This is a genomic window from Bradyrhizobium sp. T-12, from assembly GCF_058314695.1.
On sequence record NZ_JBZFQJ010000002.1, the window covers coordinates 246,737 to 270,446 of the forward strand.

A 23,710-nucleotide genomic window follows, 5' to 3' on the forward strand; every position below is an offset into this window, starting at 1 on the left:
GGCCAACCGTATTGCGCGCGCGATGAGCAAGGACATTTCAATGAATGTGTGCTTTTCAGAAAAGCGGCGTGCGCATGCCTCAGACTGGGTGACAGTGATCCTCTCGCAGAGTCGTGAAGCTGCCTGGGAGCCGATGCGTCAGCGAAAATCGTTTCATCGTTGTTGCGTGTGCCGATGGAGAGAATGACTTCGCATCGCGCCAGATTCGAAATTCCATTTCATTGACGATGCGGTACCCGCGCCGCATGATTTGCACATCGCATCAACGTGGACGCAGGAAGCGACCCGCGAAAAATATTCTCTCTACGCAGCTCCCTCAGGAACATCCGCAACGCGAACAGTTGTGCCGATGGCGGAGCGTGCCAACTCAGGAGTGGGGCTGATGGGAAACGACATTAAGCGCAACGGATCGAGCCTCGACCGGCGTCATTTGCTTCAGGCGGGACTGGCGGCGGCCTTTGCGGCCCCGTTCGGCGCCCTGGGCGCACAGGCGTTTGTGCCGCAGGCGCCCGCGCCTGGCATAGACTTCTCGGAATTCCCGCTATGCCGCACGGCCGCGGACGGTCCTGTGCTCACGGGAGCCCCGCGCAAGCTAAAGCTCTCGTGGAATGCCGGCGCGGTGTGCCTTGCGCCGCTGCCTGTTGCGATCGAGCACGGCTTCTTCCAGAAGCAGAATCTCGATGTCGAGCTCGTCAACTATTCCGGTTCGACCGACCAGTTGCTCGAGGCCATCGCGACCGGAAAGAGCGATGCCGGTCTCGGCATGGCGCTGCGCTGGCTGAAACCGCTCGAGCAGGGCTTTGACGTCAAGATCGCCGCCGGCACCCATGGCGGCTGCATGCGCGTGCTGAGCCGCGCCGATTCCGGCGTGAACAAGCTTGCCGATCTCAAGGGCAAGATCGGTGCGGTCGGCGATCTCGCTGGTCCCGACAAGAACTTCTTCTCGATCCAGTTGGCAAAACTCGGCATTGATCCTAACAAGGACGTCGACTGGCGCGCCTATCCCGGCAATCTGCTCGATGTTGCGGTCCAGAAGGGCGAGGTGCAGGCTTTCCTGTCGTCCGACCCGCTTGCCTATCTCTGGCTCAAGGACACCCAGTACAGGGAGGTCGCCTCCAACCTCGATGGCGACTATCGCGACAAGAGCTGCTGCATCGTCGGCCTGCGCGGCTCGCTGGTTCGCGAAGAACCCCAGGTCGCGCGTGCGATCACTCAGGCGCTGCTCGACGCCGCCATGTTCACCTCGCAGAATCCGGCCGTCGCGGCAAAGTCATTCCAGCCCTACGCACCGAAGGCCGCAACGCTCGCCGATATCGAGGGCATGGTGCGCTACCACACCCACCATCATCATCCGACCGGTGAGGTGCTCAAGCGCGAACTGAAGGCTTACGCCGACGATCTCAAGAGCGTGCAGGTCTTCAAGCAGAGCACCGATACGACCAAATTCGCGGAGCGCATCTATGTCGACGTATTCTCTGTCTGACGGGCTCGCCTCCGGCGCGCCGCGGACCACGACGGCGTTTGCCAGCTGGGTGCGCGAGTCCGGCGCCGGGGTTTTCGCCAGCATCGCGTGGATTGCCTTCGGCCTCTCCTGCCTGTGGTGGGAGGATGTCGGCGACTGGTCGCGCACCCATTCGCTCGGCATCGCGGCGCTCGTCATTGCCGCGGTCGTGTTGTTCGGGACCGTCGGCGCCGACTATCTGGGCACGGCGGGCAGGGCGCTGCGCCAGCGCGCGCCCTGGCTCATCGCGCTCGGCGCGTTCCTGACGCTGTGGGAGGTCGCGACCGCCAAGTTTGCCTGGCTGCCGCTGCCGTTCTTCCCGCCGCCGCAGGCGATCATCGAGGTCTATACCGACGATCTGCCGAAGCTGCTCGACAGCCTGTTCGCCTCGGTCAAGCTGCAGCTCGGCGGCTACATCATTGGCGCTGCGGTCGGCTTCCTGACGGGGGTGTCGATCGGCTGGTCGCGCGCGGTCGGCTATTGGGTGCACCCGGTGCTGCGCTTCATCGGGCCGCTGCCGGCAACCGCCTGGCTGCCGATCGCGTTCTTCACCTTCCCCTCGAGCTGGAGCGCGTCGACCTTTCTGATCGCGCTCGCGACCGGTTTTCCCGTCACGGTGCTGACATGGTCGGGCGTCGCGAGTGTCAGCAGTGCTTATTACGATGTCGCGCGGACGCTCGGGGAAAAACCGTCCTTCCTGGTGCTGAAGGTCGCGATCCCTGCCGCGCTGCCGCACGTCTTCGTTGGGCTGTTCATGGGGCTCGGCGCCTCCTTTGCCGTGCTCGTCGTCGCCGAGATGATCGGCGTAAAGGCCGGTCTCGGCTGGTACCTGCAATGGGCGCAGGGCTGGGCTGCCTATGCCAACATGTATGCGGCGCTGATCGTGATGTCGCTGCTCTGCTCCGGCGCGATCACGCTGCTGTTTGCGATCCGCGACCGTCTGCTGGTCTGGCAGAAGGGGACCGTGAAATGGTAGAGGCAATCGTGCATCCGGCCGCCGGTGCCGCGCTCGACATCGAGCAGGTCGGCCATGCCTTCGACATCGACGGCGCCGCGCTGCCGGTGCTGAGCGATGTCAGCATCGCCGTCGAGCCCGGCGAGTTCGTCGCGCTGCTGGGGCCTTCCGGCTGCGGCAAGTCGACCTTGCTGCGGCTGGTGGCAGGGCTCGACAAGCCCAAGGCGGGAAGTCTGCGCGAGGACGAAGTCCGCATCGTCAGGCCGCATCCGTCACGCGTCGTCGTGTTCCAGGATCCGACCCTGTTTCCCTGGCGGTCGGTCTGGGACAACGTCGCCCTGGGCCTCGAAGCCCAGGGCATTCTGAAGAGCCAGCGGCAGCGTGTCGATGATGCGCTCGATCTCGTCGGACTGTCGTCGTTCCGCAATGCCTATCCGCACCAGCTCTCCGGCGGCATGGCGCAGCGCGTGGCGCTGGCGCGGGCGCTGGTGAACGATCCCAAGATCCTGATTTTGGATGAGCCGCTCGGCAAGCTCGACTCGCTGACCCGCATCACCATGCAGGCCGAGCTGGTCTCGTTGTGGCAGCGCAAGGGCTTTACCACGCTCCTCGTCACGCATGATGCCGAGGAGGCGCTGGTGCTCGCCAACCGCGTCATCGTCTTCAGCGAGCGTCCGGCGCGCGTGAAGGCCGACATCCGCGTCGACCGTCCCTATCCGCGCCATCGCGGCGATCCATATCTTGCGGACCTGCGCCGCCAGATTCTTGGCCTGCTGGGATTGGATGCAACATGGTGACTTCTATCGCTCAGGGACGGGTGGCGCATGGCGAACCCGACTATATCGCGCGCGCCGAGGCGCTTGCGCCGGGCTTTGCCGTGCGCGCAGCCGAGCACGACCGCGCCGCCAGCTTTCCCTTCCAGAACTTTCGCGAGCTCTCCGAAGCCGGCCTGCTGTCACTGACGGTGTCGGCGGCTCTCGGCGGGGCCGGCGCGGGCGCACGATATGCCGCGCGTGTGCTCGGCATCATCGGCAAGGCCGATCCGTCGACCGCGCTGGTGCTGTCGATGCACTACATCAATCATTTGGTGATGGCGCGCAGCCCGACCTGGCCGGCGCGGCTGTCGCGCAAGCTTGCGCGCGAAAGCGTCGAGGGCCTCGCGCTCATCAATGCGCTCCGGGTCGAGCCCGAACTCGGCTCGCCCGCGCGGGGCGGCCTGCCGGCGACAGTGGCCCGCCGCACCGAGACCGGCTGGCGGCTCTCTGGCCACAAGATCTACTCGACCGGCGCGCCGATCCTGAAATGGTATCTGGTATGGGCGCGGACCGACGAAGCCGAGCCGCGGGTGGGCCAGTTCCTGGTGCCGGCAGGCCTGCCGGGAACGCGGATCGTCGAGACCTGGGACCATCACGGCCTGCGCGCCAGCGGCAGCCATGACGTCATTTTCGACGACGTCGTGATCCCGCTCGACGCCGAGGTCGATGTCCGCAAGCCCGCCGACTGGCGCGCCCCCGACGTCGCGCAGGCGACCGTCCACACCGTCTTCGTCGCCGCGATCTATGATGGTATTGCCCGTGCGGCGCGCGACTGGTTCGTCCAGTTCCTGAAGCAGCGCGTGCCCGCCAGCCTCGGCGCGCCGCTTGCCACGCTGCCGCGCGCGCAGGAAATCCTCGGTGCGATCGAGGCCAGGCTCGCGGTTAATGCTCGGCTGCTCGACACCTTCGCCCGCGACTTCGACGACGGCGTCGATCTCTCCAACGGCGAATCCAACGTCATCAAGCTGACGGTCACCAACAATGCGGTCGCCGCGGTCGAGGACGCGCTGTCGCTGACCGGCAATCACGGCCTATCCCGCAGCAATCCGCTGGAGCGGCATTATCGCGATGTCCTGTGCGGGCGCGTGCACACGCCGCAGGACGATGCCACGCGCACCGGCCTCGGCCGCGCCGCATTGGGCCTCTAGCCTTTCCGAAAACAACAGGGAGATTATCATGTCGGTCGAGTTCATCGGCTTTATCGCCAACAGCAATGCTTCCGAGACCATCGTGCGCCAGGGACCGATCCTCGATCCCGCTTATATCGAGACGGTGGCAAAAGCACATGAGCTTGCCGGTTTCGACCGCGCGCTGCTCGCGTTTCATTCCACCACGCCGGATGCGCTGCAAGTTGCCCAGCATGTGCTGACCATCACCAAACAGCTCAAGGTGATGATTGCGCAGCGGCCGGGCTTCACCGCGCCGACGTTGCTGGCGCGCCAGCTCGCCACGCTCGACCAGCTCTATGGCGGCCGCGTCTCGCTGCACGTCATCACCGGCGGCAATGCCGCCGAGCTGCGTCAGGACGGCAACACCTTCGACGACAAGGACGAACGCTACGCCCGCACCAGCGAATTCCTCGACGTGGTCAGGCTGGAATGGACCAGCGAAAAGCCGTTCAACTACAGCGGCAAATATTACACCGTCGAGAACGGTTTCTCCCAGGTGAAGCCGCTGCAGAAGGGCGGCATCTACACCTTCGTCGGCGGCGGCTCGGATGCCGCGATCGAGGTCTCGGGCAAGTATGCCGACACGTTTGCGCTCTGGGGCGAGTCCTATGCGCAGGTGCGCGACGTCACGGCGCGGGTGCGCGCAGCGGCTGCGAAACACGGGCGGCCGAGTCCGCGCTTCAGCCTGTCGGTGCGGCCGATCCTCGCTGAGACCGAGGAGAAGGCCTGGCAGAAGGCGGAGCACATCCTCGAACGCGCAACTGCGCTCCAGGACCAGACCGGCTATCGCCGGCCAAACCACGCCACCGACGGCGCCAAGCGGCTCCTGGCGCTGGCTGACCAGGGCGCGCGCATTGACAAGCGGCTGTGGACCGAGATCGCAAAGCTCACCGGCGCCAACAGCAACACCACCGCGCTGGTCGGCACGCCCGAGCAGGTCGCCGAGGTCTTCGCCGATTATTATGATCTTGGCGTCAGCCATTTCCTGATCCGCGGCTTCGATCCGCTGCCCGATGCCATCGACTACGGCCGCGAGCTGATCCCGCTGACGCGCAAGCTGATCGCGACACGCGACCAGCAACGGGGCATCGCGGCGGAATGATCCGGCTCATCGCTGCTTTGGCGCTCGCCCTTGCGGGCGCCGGTCTCGCCAGCGCGCAGACGACGCTGCGCGTCGGTGACCAGAAGGGCAATGCGCGGGCGGTGATGGAAGCCGCGGGCCTGCTCAACGACGTTCCCTACAAGATCGAATGGAAGGAGTTTCCGGCCGCGGCGCCGCTGCTGGAAGCGCTCAGCGCCGGCGCGATCGAGACCGGGCTGGTCGGAGACGCGCCCTTCACTTTCGCCGCCGCCTCCGGCGCGCCCGTCAAGGCGATCGCCGCGATCCGGCAGACGCGCGAGGGGCTCGCGATCCTCGTGCCCGAGAGCTCGGCGATCAAGACCTTCGCCGACCTGCGCGGTAAAAAGATCGCGACCGGCCGTGGCTCGATCGGGCATCAGCTGATCCTGGCCGCGCTCGAAAAGAACGGCTGGAGTGCCGGTGACGTGCAGATCGCATTCCTGGCGCCGTCCGATGCCAAAATCGCCTACACGCAAGGTTCGGTCGATGCTTGGTCGACCTGGGAGCCGTACGTCAGCCAGGAAGAGGTGCTGTTCAAATCGCGCCGCATCATCACCTCGGAAGGCCTGACGCCGGGCCTCAGCTTCCAGGTGGCGCGATCCGATGCCATCAGGGACAAGCGCACCGAGCTCAACGACTTCATCCGTCGCCTCACCGCGGCGCGCGCGTGGTCGCTGAACAATATCGACAGCTATGCCGCGACCTGGGGCAAGTGGATGAACATCCCGACATCAGTACCGCAGAACTGGCTCTCGCGCGCAAAAATCCGGATCGCGCCGATCGACGACGGCGTGGTTGCGGACGAGCAGGGCACGATTGATCTGTATTTCCGCTGGGGCCTCATCAAGCAGAAGCTGGTTGCGGCGGAGATCGTCGATCGTTCGTTTGCTGATGCGATCGGAAAGGCGGGGTTCTGATGCTTCTTTGCGAGAATATGCGTGGTGCTCCGTAGCAGCCGCCGCCGACACGAAGCAACTATCGCGGATAGCGCGCTCGCGCATTAGGTCAAGCAATTTGTCTCGGAAATGTGGCTCGCACGCTGGCGCTGTGCGACATCGGTGACGGAAAGATCCCAGTTGCCGAGATCGTTCTCATGTCAACCAAGGTCGATGTTGGCCCTCTGGTGGTGAATGGCATGCCTTCGGTGGGCTTCCAGTGAGGTCATGCTTATAGCTGTCCGCGAATTGTCGAAGGCGGCGTCGCAAGAGATAGGACATCGACGATGTCTCTGCCGCAGGTGGACGAGCAAACAACGCTGAACCAATGGGCCCCTTGAAGCAGGCAGAGCCGCTTGATCGCTCGTTGTAGCCGCGCCGCTCTGGTGGCTCCGCCGCGACGAGGGATATTGAAGCCCTGGGCCGCAAGCGTGATGCGCCGCGCTTCGGAAAGCGAGAGTTCCGACTTTAGCAGCGCTCTCCCAAGACTCTGCCGTTGATAGCTCGCAAGTCGGCCAGCATCAGCTTTGGCTCTCCCATCGCTGCGAAATGGCCGCCTGTTGGCATGTCGGTAGGTGTGCTCCGCAAATGAGCGCGGAGTCGGCAGGAACACGGGATCGGGGAAGGCCGCCACGCCATCGGCGCTCCAACACGGGTGCCCGCGGGAAACCGAGCTGATCCTTCAAGGCGCTTACCGTGATAAATCCGTGTCGCGGTTACAACCGCCGGCGTCGCGACATAGGAGGCGTCGTTCGACCGTGCGACAATCGAAACTATCCAGCGAATAGGCGGCGTGCCGCTTGGACATGGCAGCGTTGCACCCGGTTGCCCTAAATGCCGGTCAATTTGACCTCGGTCCTCAGATGCTCGGCGGCAGCGCCGAGCATGGTCGTTCCGATCGTTCACTAGCTGCGCCGGTGATGCGCTTGAATTCCTCACTTTGCTCTCCTCGGTCGACGTCATCGTGCAATGCGGACTTGTCGGATGCAGCCTCCTTCATCCTCTCCGCCGCATTTAAGAAAGAAGCGTTCGCCATAAAAATCGAGCCCCATGAGTTCGTGAAGGTGGCTGTCTTTATGCGCGAATCTTGTTGCGCATCTCGATGATTTCATCATGAACTTTGTGAAACGTTTAAGGAAGGTTATGGCGATCGAATCCGCTGCCGTTTCCGCCCTGATGCAGACGCACATAGGCTACGACAAACGCCGTCGTGAGCATGTCGAGCTCCATGATGGCATCCATGGTTGCGTCGAATGTGTATTCCGACAGGCGTTTTGCGCATATTTATGAGCCACCGCGGAGGTGAACGAGTTGGAAACTCGGGAGAGCTGCAACAGTTCTGTCTCGACGGAGTCTAGGGTGGCGCGTCCGCTCTGGAAGTCAATGCACCACTCTTCGGGAAGAAGATGAGACTGCCCGCGTTCTTCGGAAAGCCACCTGCCCTTTCCAGTCACTGGCCGGTCGTTGACCGGGATTTGTAGCTCTCGTCCTGGCCTACACTTGCCGTGAGCACTCCTGCGCGGACGGCATCATGCAGCTTCAATATTAGTCTGCGGAAAATCGGTGCCTTTGAACATCAAAGGCTCTCCTAAATGGCAGGCGCATGCATAAGCAAAACAGTCCCGAAATTCAGCCGTGCTGGGTGTCGGCCCTTGCCTTAACGGTCAAAGGCGTCGAGCGCGATCCGGGCCGTTTCGGGCGGCACTTGCACCATCTTGATTTCCATTAGCGCCAGATAGCTCTCGACTGCTTCGCTAGCGTCCGAGATTGGAAGACCAAGTATTCGGGCTACGGCGATCACCGCCTCCCACACTGCCAGCGGCGAGTGTCAACGCGCGGCCGCTTGTTGAAGGCGCGTCAACAGCTCCCGCGCTTCGTCTTCATCGATCGACATCGCGGTCAACGCCGAGGCATCGATAAACATCAGTCAACTTCGTAAAGGCCGTCGCGAAACACCTTGTCTGCCGGCCTACTTTTTTGCGGATTGCCCCTGGCCCGGAGATCGCGACAGAACTGTACGCCCAAGTCGACCAAGGTAGGCTTACCCTGCTCACGCTCCAGCTCATGGGTGAGCGCCGTATGCACGGCCTCGGTGAGGCCGATCTTCTTGAGCGCCGCGATCCTGCGGGCCAGCGCGTCAGTATCAGGATTCTTAATATGGAAAGCCATCCGGATCCTCTAGCCGTTGCCGTGTATCATTATATAGCACGTCGGATACACCCTTTGAAGGCTAGGGCTCCAAGTTGATCACCGAGCTCCCGACGCAGGCAGTCGGCGCGCTGATGGTTAACCTCGCGTCGCTCTAGCTTTTCAGTCCTGAATTCCACCCGGGTGCGCCTCTTCTAGAGGTACTATTCGGAATAGCCGGTGGCCCTCTGCCGCAGCCAGTTTGGCCGGACTATTCTGCCGCGCCGAACGGAGCTGCCTCGGTCATCCACGATTGGGGAGGAGGGGGGCCCCATCCACCGGCCAATACCTTCGCCATCTCCCATTTGAGCGGTTCGTCCTCGATGTCGATCGTCTGGTAGTGAGTGTTGAACAGTTCGATGCGGTGTCCGTCCGGGTCGCGGAGATAAACGAAGCGGGCATATCCGGGAGCGAAATGGCGCGCCGGGCCGTACTCCACCGACCTACCGAAGCCCATCTCGGCGAGCAGATCGCAGATGAACATGAGATGGTAGGTCTCCGGGATGGTGAAGGCGGCGTGATGAAGGAGAGGTCCTGGGCCCGGACCTGGGGCGAACACTATGTCGTGCGGATTGCCCTTTCTCTGCAGGAAAACGAAGCTCGGTTCTTCCGATCCGTCCTGCGTAATGTACTCCGACAGTCTGAATCCGAGACGAGTGTAGAATTCGAGCGCCCGGTCCACGTGTGGTGTCAAAATCTGAAAATGGTCGAGCCGCTGCGGACAGGCGCCGCTAAAACGGCTGGATTGCAAGATCAGACGAGGCCTCGTTTCCATGGAGGCGCAAATATCGAGAGGAACACCCGCGGCGTCGGAAACACGCAGCGTACGAGCCTGATGAGGTACCTCGACCCAGGTCGGACGATGACCTAGATCCCGGAAGAAAGCTTCTGCAGCATCCAAATCCTCTTCGGTCAGAACGCGAAAGCCAATGTGTTGCGCGCTCGGCTTGCCGCCCTGTTCCAGAACGAGGGAATGATGGCAACCTTCTTCGAGTCCTCGGAGGTAGAGGCGGTTTTCGTCTTCGCTGCTGACTACGAATCCGAGCGCGTCGACGTAGAAGCGCTTGCTCTCTTTCAGGTCTTTCACCGCGAGCACGACATGGCTTGCTCGGGTCATGTTGAACGGTGGACGAAATACGGGTCGCGGTATCGCCATCAAGTCCTCCCTTGTATTGGTTTTCGTTCAAATCAGGCCGGGGTAGGAGCCGCCGTCCAGTTGAAGATTCTGGCCGGTGATGAAGCCCGCCTGTACGCTGCAGAGGTAGGCACAGGCATCCCCGAATTCTTCTGGCTTTCCGAATCGCTTCGCCGGAAGCGAGTCGGCGATCCTGGTGCGTGCCTCTTCAAGCGATATTCCCAGCTCCGACATCATCCTTTCCGCCATGAAGCGCTGACGATCGGTATCGATGCGCTCGGGCAGCATGTTGTTGATGGTGACGTTGTAGGCGGCGTATTGCCGGGCAAGCGACTTGCAGGCCGCCGTGAGCCCGGCGCGCGCGCCTGACGAGAGTTCCATCTTGGGATGCGGCGCCTTCACCATGGCAGACGTGATATTGATGATCCGCCCGAACTTCCGGTCCCGCATTCCAGGAAGAAAGGTTTTTACGAAGTGAAGGGGCGCGAGCATGTTCTGCTCGATCGCCTCCAACCACTCCGTGCGGCCGAACTCGAGGAAATTTCCGGGCGCCGGCCCGTGATTGTTGTTGATGAGGATGTCGGGTTCGGGACAGGCCTCGATAACCGTTTGGCGACCCGATTCTTCCGCGATGTCCGCCTGGACGAACGCCACTGGCTTACCCGCGAGGGCCTCGATGGACTTTGCGGCCAGGCGAAGGCGCTCCTCATCCCGGCCGTTCAGTGTGATTTCGCAGCCCTCGCGGGCGAGCGAAGTCGCGCATGCAAAACCCAACCCCTTAGAGGACGCGCATACGAGGGCCCGTTTAGCCGCCAAACCGAGGTCCATTTCGGCTCCAAACAATATATTATTTGACTTGCCCGACTTAAATAAAGATTATCATACGTCAAGGCAAGAAATTTCTATTTCAGGAGGGGTAGTTTGTCGGACGCATCAGAGACGCTCGCAACGGCCGCCTACCAGAAGCTCCGTATGGACGTGATCGGAGGGATGTTTTCCTTCGGCCAAAAGCTGAAGATCCGCTCGCTGTGCGAACGTTATGGGGTCAGCGCAGCTCCGATGCGCGAGGCTCTGACCCGGGCGGCCAAAGACGGCCTCATCATGCATTCCGACCAGCGCGGCTTTTCCGTCGCGCCGTTGAGCATCGAGGATTTGGACGACCTCTTGCAGACCAGGATCGTGCTCAACGAGTTCGCTCTCAGAAAATCGTTCGAGTACGGTGGGGCCGAGTGGGAGGAGCAGGTCCTGCTCTCATGGCACCGGCTGTCCCGCATTCCGTTTACGCCGGCTTCCGTTGACCCGGAATGGGAGCGCGCGCATCGTGTCTTCCACGCCACGCTTCTCTCCGCGTGCCGCGCGCCGCGCATTCTGGCGTATTGCGATCAGTTGTTCGACAGCGCCGACAGGTATCGGTTCATGTCTCGCGCCGCACACGTCGGCGGAGCCCGCACCGCCGACCACAAGATGATCGCCGACGCGGTGCTCGCGCACCGTCCGGACGAGGCGGTCGTCCTGCTGACACGACACTTCAGCGAGACCGCCGAACTCTGCCGGCAGCAACTGCTGTTGCAGGGAAAAGCCCAGCCCGGTGTCGTGACGCGAACGCCTTGCTAGGCAGCGTTCCTAAAAACAAACAAGAAGCCGAAGAGAGAGGAAATGACAGGCGATTTCGAGGAAACGTTCGTTCTTATCGTAGGCGGAGGACCCGTCGGGCTGACATCCGCGATCGATCTCGCGCAGAGGGGGGTACCTTGCATTCTGATTACGGAAAACCTCGAGACGGCGACCCAGCCCCGCTGCAATTTCGTGAATGCACGCACTATGGAGCATTTCCGTCGTCTCGGACTGGCGGAGGAAGTTCGCGCGGCGGCGCCGCTTGCCAAAATGCATCCGCGCGTAGCCTTCGTCACGCGCTTCTGCGGCCACGAATTCGGTAACATCGATCTGCTGAAGACGCGCCTTAGTGAAGGGCAGCTCGGACCGGAGTCCGGCCTGTCCATCTCCCAGCTCTTTCTGGAGCCGCTGCTGCGCCGACATGCCGAGGCCTCGGAGTCGGTCGACGTGCGCTTCGGTACACGCCTGGTCGCGCTCGGTGGGGAGGACGGCGCTCCGATCGCAACGGTCGAAGACGTGCGCACGGGAGTGCGCAAACGAATCCGGTCTCGGTACGTCATCGGTGCCGATGGGGCTCGGAGTCCGGTTCGTCGTCACTTCAACATTTCCATGGCGGGCGACGACGGGCGCATCGACAATGCGTTCGTCTCCGGCACCATGATCACGTATTTCGTTCGGGCCCCGACTCTGCTGGAGGAGAGCAGGCGTGCGCCGGCGACCATCACCTGGATCATAAATCACGACCTCCGCGCGTTCGTTTTTGCCCAGGACGGCCGCGAGCGCTGGATCATTCATTATCAGGTTCCGGAAGGCCTCGGCTGGGAGCAGGTCCGCAGCGACGAGGTGATGCGGTCGATATTCGGCAAAGACCTTCCGTACGAAATCCTCGCGGAGGGGCCGTGGACCGGCGGTTTGTCTTTGGTTGCCGCGGCATACCGGGCAGGTCCCGCTTTCCTCGTTGGCGACGCGGCGCACCTCTACACACCTCTAGGTGGCTTCGGCATGAACACGGGCATCGGAGATGTCCTGAACCTGACTTGGAAGCTTGCGGCAGCATACTCGGGGTGGGCCGGTCCCAACCTCCTGGATTCGTACGAGGCCGAGCGGAGATCCATCGGTTTGAGGAACTCGAAGATCGGCATCCACTGCTCGAAACGGAAAGGCAAGTGGCTGATCCCGCCGACCATCGAGGATGAAGGCGAGGCCGGTGCGCGTGCCCGGAAGACGTTCGGGGATTTCGTGGTCGTAGACGATCTCGACGAATACGACACGTCCGGACTGCAGTTGGGCGAGCGGTACGAATCCTCCCCCATCGTTTGTGCCAATGGCACTGCCGCGCCTCCGGACACATGGAGCAACTACAAGCCCGCCGACTTTCCGGGAGCGCGTTCGCCCCACTTCTGGCCGTCGCCCGGACGCGGCTTCTACGATCTGTTGGGTCGAGACTACACCCTTGTCGATTTCGAAAGCGGAGAACCTCTCGAGGCGTTGCTCGAGGCCGCGAAGCTGCGGAGGCTCCCGCTGTCGGTGGTCCGTTGTCCCGCTCCTGGCCAGCCCTACCAATCCAAACTCGTTCTGGTCAGGCCCGACCAGCACATCGCATGGCACGGAAACGCTCCACCGGAGGATCCGACGGCTGTGATCGACCGGGTGCGCGGAGCTTGACGAACCAAAACGAACGAAAAAGCGGGAGGGAATATGGGAATCGGAGGACAAGTCGTCGTTCCGTTCGATGGGTCCGCTCCGGTCGATAGCCGACCGGACGGCCGCAGGATCGACTTGGACGAATTCGTGGAAGGCCGATCGATCGGCGCCTTCCACCTCAATGTCGTGCTTTGGCCACTGCTGGTCACGATCGCAGATGGTTTCGATCTTGTCGTAATGGGCTATGCCGCCCCCGAGATCATCAAGATATTGAACTTCGATCGGAGCGCGATGGGCGTCATCCTGAGCTCCAGCCTGGTCGGAATGCTGATCGGCACTCCGATAGCCGGCTATCTCGGCGACCGTTTTGGCAGGAAGCCTCTGATCGTTCTGTCGACATTGCTTTTCGGCCTAGCCACGTGCTCGACCGTGCTGGCCGCTTCCGTCGCGCAGTTCTGCGCTCTTCGTTTCGTCGCGGGAGTCGGCCTTGCCGGGATCATCCCTAACGCGACCGCGCTCGTATCGGAGTTCATTCCACGCCGCGTCCGCGGTGCCTTCCTCATAGTCGTACAGCTCGGCGTGCAGATCGGAGGCATAGTACCCGGCCTCGTCGCCGCGTATCTGGTCTCCCGCTACGGCTGGGAAGTACTTTTCCATATAGGAGGCGCCGCTCCGGTGGTGCTGGCGACGGTGCTCGTTTTCGTACTGCCCGAGTCCATCAAGTACCTGTCGCTCGTTCCATCGAAGCGAGCGGAGCTTCTCAGGATCGCCAGGGCTCTCGACCCGAGGGGCCACCTTCCGGACGACGCGGTTTTCGCCTTGAAGTCCACGGGCTCGAGGGGAGCCTTGTCCCCGCTCGTGCCGCTTCGAAACGGCATGCACATCATCACACCGCTCCTCTGGCTACTCGCGGTGGTCAATTTGTTCACGACCCTTCTGATGGCGAGCTGGGCTCCGACGGTCTTGCGTGACATCGGACTTTCACCCGAAGCCGCCGCGCTCACGGCGACCCTGTTCGGTCTCGGAGGATTGATCGGAAGCTTCATGCTTACGGTGGGGTTCAATCGCTATGGTTTTCTCGTCATCGTCGCTTTCTACATCGTCGCGATCCCCTCGATGGCGCTCATCGGCCAGCCGTTCGTCGATCGCGGAGTCCTGCCGTGGTTGGTTCTTGTGACCGGCATATGCGTTGCCGGTACCCAATCCGCGATCAACTCGGCTTTCGGAATGTTATATCCAACCACCATCCGGTCGAACTGCGTCGGGTGGGGAATGGCGATCGGCCGCCTCGGAGCGATCGGAGGCCCTCTGTTCGGAGGCTTCCTGATGTCCAAGCAACTCTCCGGTACCGCTTTCTTCGAAACCGCCGCGTTGCCTCTCGTATTCGGCGTCCTGATAGCTGGCGTGCTGACGTACGCCTGCCGGCAGAGGTTCGGAGGCTGGACTTTGGATGAAAGGGCAAAGGGGGAGGCATGACCGCTCCATTCGAAAACAATCGCTGGATGTCTTCGCCGCCGAACGAGATAGCAGAAAGAATAAGAGCCTTGGGGCCGGTGATAGATCCGCCCGGAACCGCGCGGATCTACGCAGACATCCTGGCTCACCAGCCGACCGACGGAGTCGACGTCATTCCCAACATCCGCTACGGAAACGGGACCAGGCAGTCGTTGGACGTCTATCGGCCGGTTGCGACATCGGGTTCGGTGCCTGTGGTGCTGTTCTTCCACGGTGGCGGCTACAGTCGCGGCGACAAGTCCGATAGGAGCAATGTGGGTTACTTCTTTGCCCGCAACGGGGTCACGGCCTTCATCGCGAACTATGGCCTTGCCCCGGAATGCAAGTGGCCGTCTGGGGCACGCGACGTGATTGCTGCCTTGAGGTGGGCCCAGGAGAATGCGCAAGATCATGGAGGAGATCCGAGACGAATATGTCTGCTCGGAGAATCGGCGGGAGCCGCGCACGTCGCTCTCGCTTCCTTCGTCTCCACCTTCCACAAGGGGCGACCTCTCCGAGCGGCCGGCGTGGTTCTGCAGTCCGGGTCTTACAACGTCGCTCTCGAACGCGTCGCGGCTGCGGCTTTCGGTATACCTTCTCCCGACCTGCGCAATCAGGCCTATTTCGGCGAGGAGACTGCCCGATATTTGGAGATGTCGACGACCCGTCTGATAGATGCCCCGGACGTGCCGACCTTGATCACCTACGCGGAATACGATCCGGTTCCGATGCAGGTGCAAGCCGGAGAACTATTCGCCACCTTGGCGCTGCGGGCGTCCCATTGCCCCCTGCTACTCCGGTTGTTGGGCCATGGGCATATCTCTCAATTCAGCTCGTACAATACGGTGGATACCAGCGTAAGCGGACGGGTGCTCGATTTCGCGAAGTCTCTGCCGAGAGTCCAATGATCCATGGAGAACTGCAATTCGGATCCGAACGCCGGCCTCAGTCCCGCATTGCGATGTCAGGGGGGCCATCGCTGAATTGCGAAGCCGAAAGCGAACGGGGCGGCGACTTCCAGGCCGCTCCACGAAAGCGCTCTATGACCACGTAGTCCAAAGCAAGCTTCATCTGAATTGACGGCGCTCTGTTGAGATACCCGGTCCTTTGGTGATGCCCACCAGAGCTCTCTTTCCAAGCGGCTTACCTAGAGCCTTACTGAGTAACACTTGCGCTATGAAGAGTAATACGAGCCGTGCCTCGGTTGTCCTGATAGTTCCTGTTGAGCGGCCCTTGGAGACGACGGTAATACTCCGGAGTGATGTCAGGCGGCAGAATGGTTGGAAGCGTTTGAACCGCGTCATTTACGTAAGGCAGACCTCTCCCGTTTCCGGGGCGACAAAGTCAGCAATGAGAAGGCGAGACAGATTTTGCTTTTGCCAAACCTCATTGGCGACGGGCAATAGAGCGTCCGGGATGGGGTCTAGAGTCTCCAAGTCGCTCTGTTCTTTTTGACGCCCAATAATCCCGGCATCATCCGACGTTTCTTCCAGCCGCTTTGGGCGTGCAGAGTGTCGGCTGCATCCCCTAGGTCTAGATTGAGCCCCGCATCGCTGGGTTCAAGGGGAAGCTCGCCGCCGCCACTGCCCCAAATAGTGAGAATTGGTTGAAACCAATTCGCGCCGTAAACGCGACGAAAGGGGAACAAAAGGAATCTCGGTCTGTCGTATGATCCGAATCCCATTACGCCGGACAAGAGAACACCATGGCACAGAATATCTACGACAATCCCGATTTCTTCGCCGGTTACAGCCAGCTTCCGAGACAAATTCGCGGTCTGGACGGTGCGCCTGAATGGCCCTCCATACGCGCGATTTTGCCAGCGATTTTCGGCAAGCGCGTCCTCGATTTGGGGTGCGGCCTTGGTTGGACGTCGCGCTGGATGCGCAAGCAAGGCGCAAACTCGGTGCTCGGCCTGGACCTCTCCGAAAACATGATCAGCCGGGCAAAGGCGGATACCAACGATCCAGAAATTAAATACCGGATTGCAGACCTGGAGACAGTGGAGTTGCCGCCGGCAGCCTTCGATCTCGCTTATAGTGCACTCACCTTTCACTATATCAGGGACTTCAGCCGTCTCGCGCGCATGGTCCACCAAGCGCTCACGCCCGGCGGGCATATCGTATTCACCATCGAGCATCCGATCTTTATGGCAGCGGTCCATCCGCATTGGATCGCCGACGAGGACGGGCGCAAGACTTGGCCAGTCAATTGCTATTCGATCGAGGGTGAGCGCCAGACTGACTGGTTTGCGAAAGGCGTAATCAAATATCACCGGACCATCGGCACGACGCTTAACACCTTGATCCGTGCTGGCTTCCGGATCTTAGCCGTCGAAGAGTTTGCCCCGTCCCCCGAGCAGATCACACAAACGCCAGAGCTGGAAGAAGAGTTGGAGCGACCGATGATGCTTCTGGTTTCCGCGCAACGGTAGCACCCAAAGTCAATTGTTCGGGTCGTTCGGCGCGCTTGTTGTCAATGACTGCATCGAGTCAATCAGTAATCTTCTCAAAGCCCTTGGCCATGCGCATTATGCAGATATCGCCATATTGACCAGGCGGACCAGCCGGCGGGTCGGGTCTTTCAGCGATTTTCGACTGCGGCCAAAGAACTCTCGGCCAGGACCTCGCGAAGCCACAACAGAAAGACCCCCGTCGCCGGGGATGCCTCTCGCCCAGGATTTGGGATGGCGAGAAAGCCGTTTGGGATGCGAAGCATGCGCGGATGCCTCCTAATATTGGGCTGTTGCGCCGTCGGCTTGGAATGAAGCGGGTGGTCGGGAATGCTGGTCGTTGAGATGACCGCCAGAAGTGCCGTGCGACGTTGCCTGCTTCAAGGAACGTCTCAGCACCCTCATGAATGATGCACCACCCGTCCCCTTCATCCGATGAGCGCACTGGCGCGTCGCAGAGGGACAAGGTAGCCATCTAGGACATGCGCACTCGTCCATGTCGGTCAATACTCGGAGAAGATTCGCTTTATCTCATGCGGCTTGTTGGTCCTGGTTAGGGCCAACGCAAGGAGGATGCGAGCCTTTTGCGGACTTAAATTGTCTGCGTTGAGGACGCCAAGCTCTAGGTAGTGGTCGCGTTCAATGACGCGCCCGTTCAGTGCGGCTGGAACGCATGATGATGGCTTCACCACCTGTCTTACGATAAGCCGCGACGGCCGCCTTCTCATTTTGGGATAGGGTCCCGGCACCCGCGCCGGCAATGACAACTCCTTTCGCGCCCGAAGCGAGAGCATCCCGGATCGGTGTTCCCGGTGCATCGGCGTAGGAGTAAACAATATGCACCGTCGGCAACTCGTTGATGTTCTTGATATCAAATTCAGAGTTGTTGCCATGACGACGGACAGGTGCCCGATAGAAAACAATCCTATCCGTATCGACATAGCCTAGAAGGCCAAAGTCTCCCGACTTAAAGGCCTCTAGCCGGAAGGTGCTGGTCTTGACAACCTCGCGAGCAGCGTTGATCTGCTCGTTCATGACCACCAGAGTTCCCTTGCCTGCCGCCTCTGGCTGAATGGCAACGCGAACTGCACTGTAGAGATTGTAGGGTCCATCCGTACTCATTGCAGTTGGGGGACGCTGCGATCCGACCAGGACCACCGGCTTGTCCGATTTCATCGTTAAATTCAGAAAGTAGGCTGTCTCCTCCAGGGTATCGGTTCCGTGGGTAACCACAATGCCCGCAATGTTCTCTTCTTTAGAACTGAGAAGACCGTTTGCAGTCTCAGCTAACTTTTTCCAATGACCGAACGAAATGTCTTGACTGCCAATGTTCGCAATCTCGATGACCCGTGTGTCCGCTAACTGAGCGAGTTCGGGGATGGCCTGAACGAGGTCATTGCCGGTAAGAAGACCGACCTCGTAGTCGGCAGGGCGAACCGACGAGTCGCCCTTGCCCGCGATCGTGCCGCCAGTCGTCAATACATATACTAATGGTAGTGACATGCTCGCCTCAGCTGTTTGCGGGGGAAAGGGATGCTTTTTCTCCGATGATTGTGGAGGGTCCAAGCCAGGGTAGCTGCGTCCATGCCTTCTGAACCATGGTCACTCTTCTGACGCCCTTCGGCACTGCCGGCCTGTAAGAGCCTGCTCCGAAGTTACGCCAGCTCACTGGAGTATCCACTGCCTGAATCGTTCCTCGCCTTCGGCAAGGTTCTTGCTCCAAGATTCGTTGTCGACCGGCACCATTTGCTTCAGATTGTCAGGATAGGTGGACATTATCGACTGACGTCTTTGCTCATAAACTGATATGCGTTCACATTAGACGGTCCGGCACCGATCTTGGCGCAACGAGCTGCCTGACTCTCTGGTTCCAGCGAGAAAACGATGAGACGTCGAGTCAGCTCGGCTTTGGGATTACCTTTCGGGATGACCCAGCCATAAGAGTTGTAAAATGCCTGATTCCAGCAAATCGCCAGCCCATCCCCTTGCGCGATCAATTGATAGGCCCGGTTCGAAAAAGTTGGCATAATATCGATCTCGCCACTGTGGAACAGCTGAGCGCCTTGTGGCGGAGTCGTCCACCAAGTCACTATCTTCTGATCTTGTCGAGTTTGTTGAAGGCGCGCTTCCAGCCGTCGTCAGTCTCAAGAACCTTGTAGATCTCCTCGCCTCCGGGCACCCCGTCAGCCCGCAAGGCAACTTCGCTGTCGTCGCGGCCGCCATTGCGAAGTGAACGAGCTCCTGGGATCGAAAAGTCCCACATGTCGGCGAAAGACGTCAGCTCCTTCTTGGTGGCAGAGGGAAGGCATACCAGAGCAATGGCAGAGATATATCTGGCATAAAGCTTGGATTGTGCCGCATCTCCTCGGGAATCTGATCGACGAATTCGCCACTCACGTTGAGCGGTTCTAGCAAATCCGCCTGCTGCCACTGCAGCGACTCATCGGCGCCGGCCCCGAAAACACAGTCCCACATGTAGTTCTTGGTCTCTACCATCGATTTGATCTGGGTGGTCGGACTAGCGCTACGGATTACGGGGACGACCTGGATTCCTGTGGCTTTCTCAAATGGCCCATAGAGAAGCTCACGATTGACTTCAGTCATCGCTCCTCCGGTATCCGCAACGTATAATGTCTGTGCGCCGGACTCCAGACTGTGGGCGCGGCCAACGAGGCAGTTGCGCGCGCCGTCCATTTTAAAAACGTCCTTCTGTTCATGGCGTTCCTAGAATTCCTGATTGCCCTTACCACTGTCGCGTTGGCTCTCGTTGCGGTCACGTGAGCGATAAGCATCACAGAGCGCACGACCAGCAGAAGCCAAGCGGAGACCGCGGCAAGAGAAGGGGTCGCGCGGTAAATCGCTTCTTCCCAAAGCTGCTTGGGCAGTGCGACGAAGGTGCCGCCGTGAGGCGCAGATTTTTGTGAGTTGCCGTGTTACGGGAGCTGCCATCGCCAACCTTCTCCGGGTTTCTTGCTGTTGGCGCGCAAGTCTGGCATTCCGCTTCGCGGTCGCCAGCGCTGCTTGACTACCAGACGCTATTTTCGTATCCAAACACCGTCAAGTGTATAATCAACAGCTTTGCCGAGCTTCTGAGATCGAATCCTCCAGGTGGAATTCCGGCAAGATGCGGCGGCTGTGGGCCGGCTGGAGCAACTGGGTGCTTCCCGAAACTCCGTGTCTCCGCCACGACCAGAAGTGCTGCGTTTTGGCCTGAGGCGACGGATGGACCATGCGGAGGAACAAGCGCGTGACCATGTTGGTGGTGACGCGCGATCTGGGTTTCGCCTGCAACTGGATGAGACCACGCGATGATGGCCAAGAGGCGAGCAGTAGATCGGCTCAGGCGTCGAAATGGCATTAGTGCGAAGAGCTAAGCCGTACGTGCGATGATGCAAGACCTCGGGATCGGATCGTCCCACAGGCCTCATCTTCGCCAGGTGCGAGAGAGGATCATGATGCGGCTTGCCGAGATGAGCGCCGACGAACTTCAGCAGATGCTCCGCCACGTGAGGGCGGAATACGATGCTATTCGCGCGCGCAAATTGAAGCTGAACATCGCGCGCGGGCGCCCGGGAGAAGAGCAGCTCGATCTGTCGAACGAACTGCTTTCGCTACCGAAACCCGATGATTGGATCACGGAAGCTGGGGACGATGCACGAAATTACGGGGGCGATCCGAAGGGACTTGTCGAACTCCGCCGCATATTCGCTCCCATCCTAGACGTTCCAGTGGAGCAAGTCGTGGTAGGAGGTAACTCCAGCCTTGCGATCATGCATGATGTAATTGTGTGGGCTCTTCTAAAGGGTGTGACAGCAATTGCGACCCCTTGGATGAAACAGGGAAGAATCGCGTTCCTTAGCCCCGTGCCTGGTTATGAACTGCATCATAACATGTGCATCGAGTATGGCATCGATCTGATTCCGGTCCCTGTCACGCCCAAGGGGCCAGACATGAAGGTGGTGGAGCATCATGTGCGGGATCCACGTGTGAAGGGCATGTGGTGCGTGCCGACTTATGCCAATCCGACGGGCGAAATATGGTCCGATGAAGTAATTGATCGACTGGCTGCGATGGAGGCTGCGGCCACAGATTTTCGGCTCTTCTGGGACGATGCGTATGTCGTCCATCACTTAGCCGATAACAGCAAGCCAGCTAAACGGATCTTGCCTGCTTGCGCGGCCGCCGGGAATGCGGATCGACCGCTTATGTTCTGGTCTACCTCAAAGATTACCTTCGCCACAGCCGGTATCGGCTTCTTCGCAGCTTCTCCCGCGAACGTTCGTTGGTTTCTTGACTGCGCCAAGCGGCGTGGAGCTGGTCAAGACAAGCTTAATCAACTTCGTCACGCGCGTTTCCTCAAGGACGCAGGGGGCGTGACACGACACATGAAAAGACACCGCGCTATTCTTGCTCCCAAGTTTTCCGCAGTGCTCCAAGCGTTCGAAAGACGTCTCGCAGGCAAAGGTGCTGCCGTCTGGACTCGGCCTGAGGGCGGTTATTTCATCAGCGTCGATACTATTGCAGGCGCAGCGCAACGAGCTGTCAGGCTGGCGGGCGACGCGGGAATCTCTCTCACTGCAGCAGGATCGACTTTTCCAAACGGGCATGATCCCAAGGACAGCAATATCCGCATTGCGCCAAGTTTTGCATCGTTGGAAGACGTGCGGATTGCAGCTGAGGCAATTGCAATCTCAATTCTGCTGGCGGCAGTCGAGAAGCAGCTTGGCATCAATGACAATGACTGAAGTGAACACGCAGCACAACTCGTCTCAAGCCATTTGTCTTCTGACCCGTCACCTCAGCGGCCACCTCGCCATCGATTTTTCGTCCGCTTCGCCGGAGGCTATCGGCCACGCCCAGTGTCATGTTATTGACAGGCAGCGCGACTGGATACAGTATAATTAATATGCATACATCAGGCTTGCTTGGTTGTGTCGGTGGCCGGCAAACCGGCTCGTTCGGGCCCGAAGCTAAGGCAGATCCTTAAATGGAAACCCACGCTCCGCAAACTTATCGCAGCGCCGCCAACCCCGGAGCGCGTTTGAAGCAAGTTCCTCTAGATTATCTTGACAACTACAAGTCTCGGTTCGATGCGATAACGGCTCCGCATATTCATGCGTTCGACAAGGCCCATCTAGTTGCGCTAACCGAAGGGGGCGCAATTAAGCGTAAAATCGGACAGCAACTTCTAGCCGGCCTGCGACAGATGGAGGCAGAAGGTGTTCTAAATGTTCATTCTAAGATGAACTCGGGCCTGCACGCGGGCGAACGATATCTAACAAAGCTTTATGGCAGTGAAATTGGTGGGCAGATCGCCACCGGGCGCAGTTCGGGAGATCTGAATGCCGTTTCTCGAAGGAGGGCGTTTGCGGCTCAGATCTGTTCAGCCTTGGATGGCATGATGAAGCTGCGCCATTCTCTCATAGAATTGGCGTCGAAACACATCGAGACCGTCATGGCGGGCAACACGCATGGCCAGCACGCCCAGCCAACAACACTGGCGCATTGGGCTCTGATGTTTGAACTGGTCGCAGCCCGGCATCAGCAGCGATATCAAGAAGCTCATGCTCGCATCAATCAGTCGCCTGCTGGCGCTGCCATCATGACTGGGAGCGATTTTCCGATCGATCGTCGGCGCTCGTCAGAGCTCCTCGGCTTCGATGGGCCCTTGCCCAACACTTTCGATGCGATCATCAGCCACGACATGGAGATCGAATATGCCGGTCTCATGGCAGGTTTAACGCATTCGCTCGCTCGCTTGGCCGATGATCTGCAGTTATGGTCGACATTTGAATATGGCTATGTCGAATTGCCGGATTATCTGTGTGGTACTAGCTCGATCATGCCGCAGAAGAAAAATCCTGATGGGCTGGAGGACATCAAGAGTTTGGCGACGCAAGCATCATCGGCCTTCCTGGCTGTAAGCATGTCCGAACGCGGACCTACTGGTTTTACCACCATGGAGCGGGTCAATACGGACAGTCAGCTCAAGGCCATTGGTGAAATGATTCCCGCACGACTGGATACTCTGTCGCGCCTTGTGGGCGATGTGCGCTTTGATGTCGCGAGAATGAGCTATTTGGCGGGTGCCAACTGGTGCACCGCAACGGACCTTGCTGCGGCCATAGCGCGCGAGACTGCGTTGGGGTGGCGTAAAGCGCATGAATTGGTCGCCGGATTCGTGGCGCACTGTTTCAATTGCGGAATGATGCCAAACACGGTGACAAGTGCCGACTTGGATGCAGCAGCAAATCAGCTCGGTTTTCCTGCACCAAGCCTTGACCCCCAACTGTTTCGGGAAAGCCTTAGTCCACTCGCTTTCGTTGGCCGACGTTCGACTTACGGCAGCCCGGCGCCCGCCAATGTGTGCGCGCAGATAAAGCTCGCTCGCGAGAGCCAGACCAGAGATGCGGAGCAGCAGGAAAAGCTGCGTTGTGTTCGCGAACGCGCCGCTAAAGCTCTTGATGAAGCCGTGAATGCCATCCTTGAGTAACATTGGGTGGTCGATATGTCCGGCCAGCATCTATCGCAACATGATGATGTATCCAAAAGGGCCGCAATAGAATACATTGTGCTTGACTGTTATGGGCGTCGTGCTCATTGTCTCGCGATCGGCGCAAACGGCCCGGCGCAGTTTGATGCTGTCAGCCCCGTCTTCGGTTGCCGATTAGTTCGTTCTTCGGGAGACC

21 protein-coding genes and 1 pseudogene are annotated in these 23,710 nt (G+C 60.0%); 14 read left to right on the forward strand and 8 right to left on the reverse strand.

The features are described 5' to 3' along the window. Positions 1 to 382 precede the first annotated feature (382 nt). From AC0WRY_RS35430 to AC0WRY_RS35460, 7 genes are all read left to right on the forward strand, one after another. Positions 383 to 1,483, forward strand: coding sequence for an ABC transporter substrate-binding protein (locus tag AC0WRY_RS35430; protein WP_128929650.1), 1,101 nt, complete (start codon positions 383 to 385; stop codon positions 1,481 to 1,483). Beyond that, positions 1,461 to 2,477 (forward strand): ABC transporter permease, encoded by a 1,017-nt coding sequence (locus tag AC0WRY_RS35435; protein WP_128929649.1) that lies wholly within the window; start codon positions 1,461 to 1,463, stop codon positions 2,475 to 2,477. Before AC0WRY_RS35430 ends, AC0WRY_RS35435 begins: the two co-directional genes overlap by 23 nt. Then, positions 2,471 to 3,253 carry an ABC transporter ATP-binding protein gene (locus tag AC0WRY_RS35440; RefSeq protein WP_128929648.1) on the forward strand — a complete coding sequence of 261 codons (783 nt, stop codon included), beginning with the start codon at positions 2,471 to 2,473 and terminating at the stop codon, positions 3,251 to 3,253. Before AC0WRY_RS35435 ends, AC0WRY_RS35440 begins: the two co-directional genes overlap by 7 nt. Then, positions 3,247 to 4,419, forward strand: coding sequence for an acyl-CoA dehydrogenase family protein (locus tag AC0WRY_RS35445; RefSeq protein WP_128929647.1), 1,173 nt, complete (start codon positions 3,247 to 3,249; stop codon positions 4,417 to 4,419). The genes AC0WRY_RS35440 and AC0WRY_RS35445 overlap by 7 nt, the downstream gene beginning before the upstream one ends. A 28-nt stretch (positions 4,420 to 4,447) precedes the next feature. Beyond that, complete coding sequence (locus AC0WRY_RS35450) at positions 4,448 to 5,542, forward strand: LLM class flavin-dependent oxidoreductase (RefSeq protein WP_128929646.1); 1,095 nt, start codon at positions 4,448 to 4,450, stop codon at positions 5,540 to 5,542. Continuing rightward, the gene (locus AC0WRY_RS35455) at positions 5,539 to 6,477 is read left to right on the forward strand and encodes an ABC transporter substrate-binding protein (RefSeq protein ID WP_128929645.1); all 939 of its coding nucleotides are present in this window, start codon (positions 5,539 to 5,541) and stop codon (positions 6,475 to 6,477) included. Before AC0WRY_RS35450 ends, AC0WRY_RS35455 begins: the two co-directional genes overlap by 4 nt. Positions 6,478 to 7,295: 818 nt before the next feature. Continuing rightward, a complete protein-coding gene (locus tag AC0WRY_RS35460; RefSeq protein WP_164933838.1) occupies positions 7,296 to 7,601 on the forward strand; it encodes a hypothetical protein in 306 nt (101 codons plus the stop codon). Positions 7,602 to 8,024: 423 nt separating this feature from the next. Here the strand turns inward: AC0WRY_RS35460 and AC0WRY_RS35465 are convergent. The 4 genes and pseudogenes from AC0WRY_RS35465 to AC0WRY_RS35480 form a co-directional block, all read right to left on the reverse strand. After that, a pseudogene (locus AC0WRY_RS35465) lies at positions 8,025 to 8,419 on the reverse strand (type II toxin-antitoxin system VapC family toxin). Further along, complete coding sequence (locus tag AC0WRY_RS35470; RefSeq protein ID WP_128929644.1) at positions 8,419 to 8,664, reverse strand: type II toxin-antitoxin system VapB family antitoxin; 246 nt, start codon at positions 8,662 to 8,664, stop codon at positions 8,419 to 8,421. Before AC0WRY_RS35470 ends, AC0WRY_RS35465 begins: the two are co-directional and overlap by 1 nt. 229 nt (positions 8,665 to 8,893) lie before the next feature. After that, on the reverse strand, positions 8,894 to 9,838 hold the full coding sequence (locus tag AC0WRY_RS35475) for a VOC family protein (RefSeq protein WP_128955087.1): 945 nt from the start codon (positions 9,836 to 9,838) through the stop codon (positions 8,894 to 8,896). 27 nt (positions 9,839 to 9,865) lie between these two features. Then, positions 9,866 to 10,645, reverse strand: a complete 780-nt coding sequence (locus AC0WRY_RS35480; protein WP_128929642.1) for an SDR family oxidoreductase — start codon at positions 10,643 to 10,645, stop codon at positions 9,866 to 9,868. Positions 10,646 to 10,738: 93 nt separating this feature from the next. Between AC0WRY_RS35480 and AC0WRY_RS35485 the strand changes: the two genes are divergently transcribed. From AC0WRY_RS35485 to AC0WRY_RS35505, 5 genes are all read left to right on the forward strand, one after another. Then, positions 10,739 to 11,431: a GntR family transcriptional regulator gene (locus AC0WRY_RS35485; protein WP_128929641.1), complete on the forward strand. Its 693-nt coding sequence runs from the start codon at positions 10,739 to 10,741 to the stop codon at positions 11,429 to 11,431. Between the two features lie 42 nt (positions 11,432 to 11,473). After that, positions 11,474 to 13,096 (forward strand): FAD-dependent monooxygenase, encoded by a 1,623-nt coding sequence (locus AC0WRY_RS35490; protein ID WP_128929640.1) that lies wholly within the window; start codon positions 11,474 to 11,476, stop codon positions 13,094 to 13,096. 114 nt (positions 13,097 to 13,210) lie between these two features. Continuing rightward, complete coding sequence (locus AC0WRY_RS35495; RefSeq protein WP_164933839.1) at positions 13,211 to 14,551, forward strand: MFS transporter; 1,341 nt, start codon at positions 13,211 to 13,213, stop codon at positions 14,549 to 14,551. Further along, entirely contained in the window at positions 14,548 to 15,477 is a 930-nt protein-coding gene (locus tag AC0WRY_RS35500; RefSeq protein ID WP_206733167.1) for an alpha/beta hydrolase, read from the forward strand. The genes AC0WRY_RS35495 and AC0WRY_RS35500 overlap by 4 nt, the downstream gene beginning before the upstream one ends. Positions 15,478 to 16,274: 797 nt before the next feature. Next, positions 16,275 to 17,003, forward strand: a complete 729-nt coding sequence (locus AC0WRY_RS35505; RefSeq protein WP_128929638.1) for a class I SAM-dependent methyltransferase — start codon at positions 16,275 to 16,277, stop codon at positions 17,001 to 17,003. Between the two features lie 521 nt (positions 17,004 to 17,524). Here AC0WRY_RS35505 and AC0WRY_RS35510 read toward each other — a convergent pair. From AC0WRY_RS35510 to AC0WRY_RS35525, 4 genes are all read right to left on the reverse strand, one after another. Further along, complete coding sequence (locus AC0WRY_RS35510; RefSeq protein WP_371746378.1) at positions 17,525 to 17,749, reverse strand: hypothetical protein; 225 nt, start codon at positions 17,747 to 17,749, stop codon at positions 17,525 to 17,527. Next, positions 17,661 to 18,524 carry an asparaginase gene (locus AC0WRY_RS35515; protein WP_128929637.1) on the reverse strand — a complete coding sequence of 288 codons (864 nt, stop codon included), beginning with the start codon at positions 18,522 to 18,524 and terminating at the stop codon, positions 17,661 to 17,663. Before AC0WRY_RS35515 ends, AC0WRY_RS35510 begins: the two co-directional genes overlap by 89 nt. 272 nt (positions 18,525 to 18,796) lie before the next feature. Next, on the reverse strand, positions 18,797 to 19,153 hold the full coding sequence (locus AC0WRY_RS35520; protein WP_128929636.1) for an extracellular solute-binding protein: 357 nt from the start codon (positions 19,151 to 19,153) through the stop codon (positions 18,797 to 18,799). A gap of 145 nt (positions 19,154 to 19,298) precedes the next feature. Continuing rightward, positions 19,299 to 19,625 carry a type 2 periplasmic-binding domain-containing protein gene (locus AC0WRY_RS35525; protein WP_128929635.1) on the reverse strand — a complete coding sequence of 109 codons (327 nt, stop codon included), beginning with the start codon at positions 19,623 to 19,625 and terminating at the stop codon, positions 19,299 to 19,301. An 848-nt stretch (positions 19,626 to 20,473) separates the two neighbouring features. On the opposite strand from AC0WRY_RS35525, the gene AC0WRY_RS35530 reads away from it, so the two are divergent. Next, positions 20,474 to 21,766 carry an aspartate aminotransferase type Ic gene (locus tag AC0WRY_RS35530; RefSeq protein ID WP_128929634.1) on the forward strand — a complete coding sequence of 431 codons (1,293 nt, stop codon included), beginning with the start codon at positions 20,474 to 20,476 and terminating at the stop codon, positions 21,764 to 21,766. 242 nt (positions 21,767 to 22,008) lie between these two features. Further along, entirely contained in the window at positions 22,009 to 23,514 is a 1,506-nt protein-coding gene (locus AC0WRY_RS35535; protein WP_128929633.1) for an argininosuccinate lyase, read from the forward strand. Positions 23,515 to 23,710: the final 196 nt, after the last annotated feature.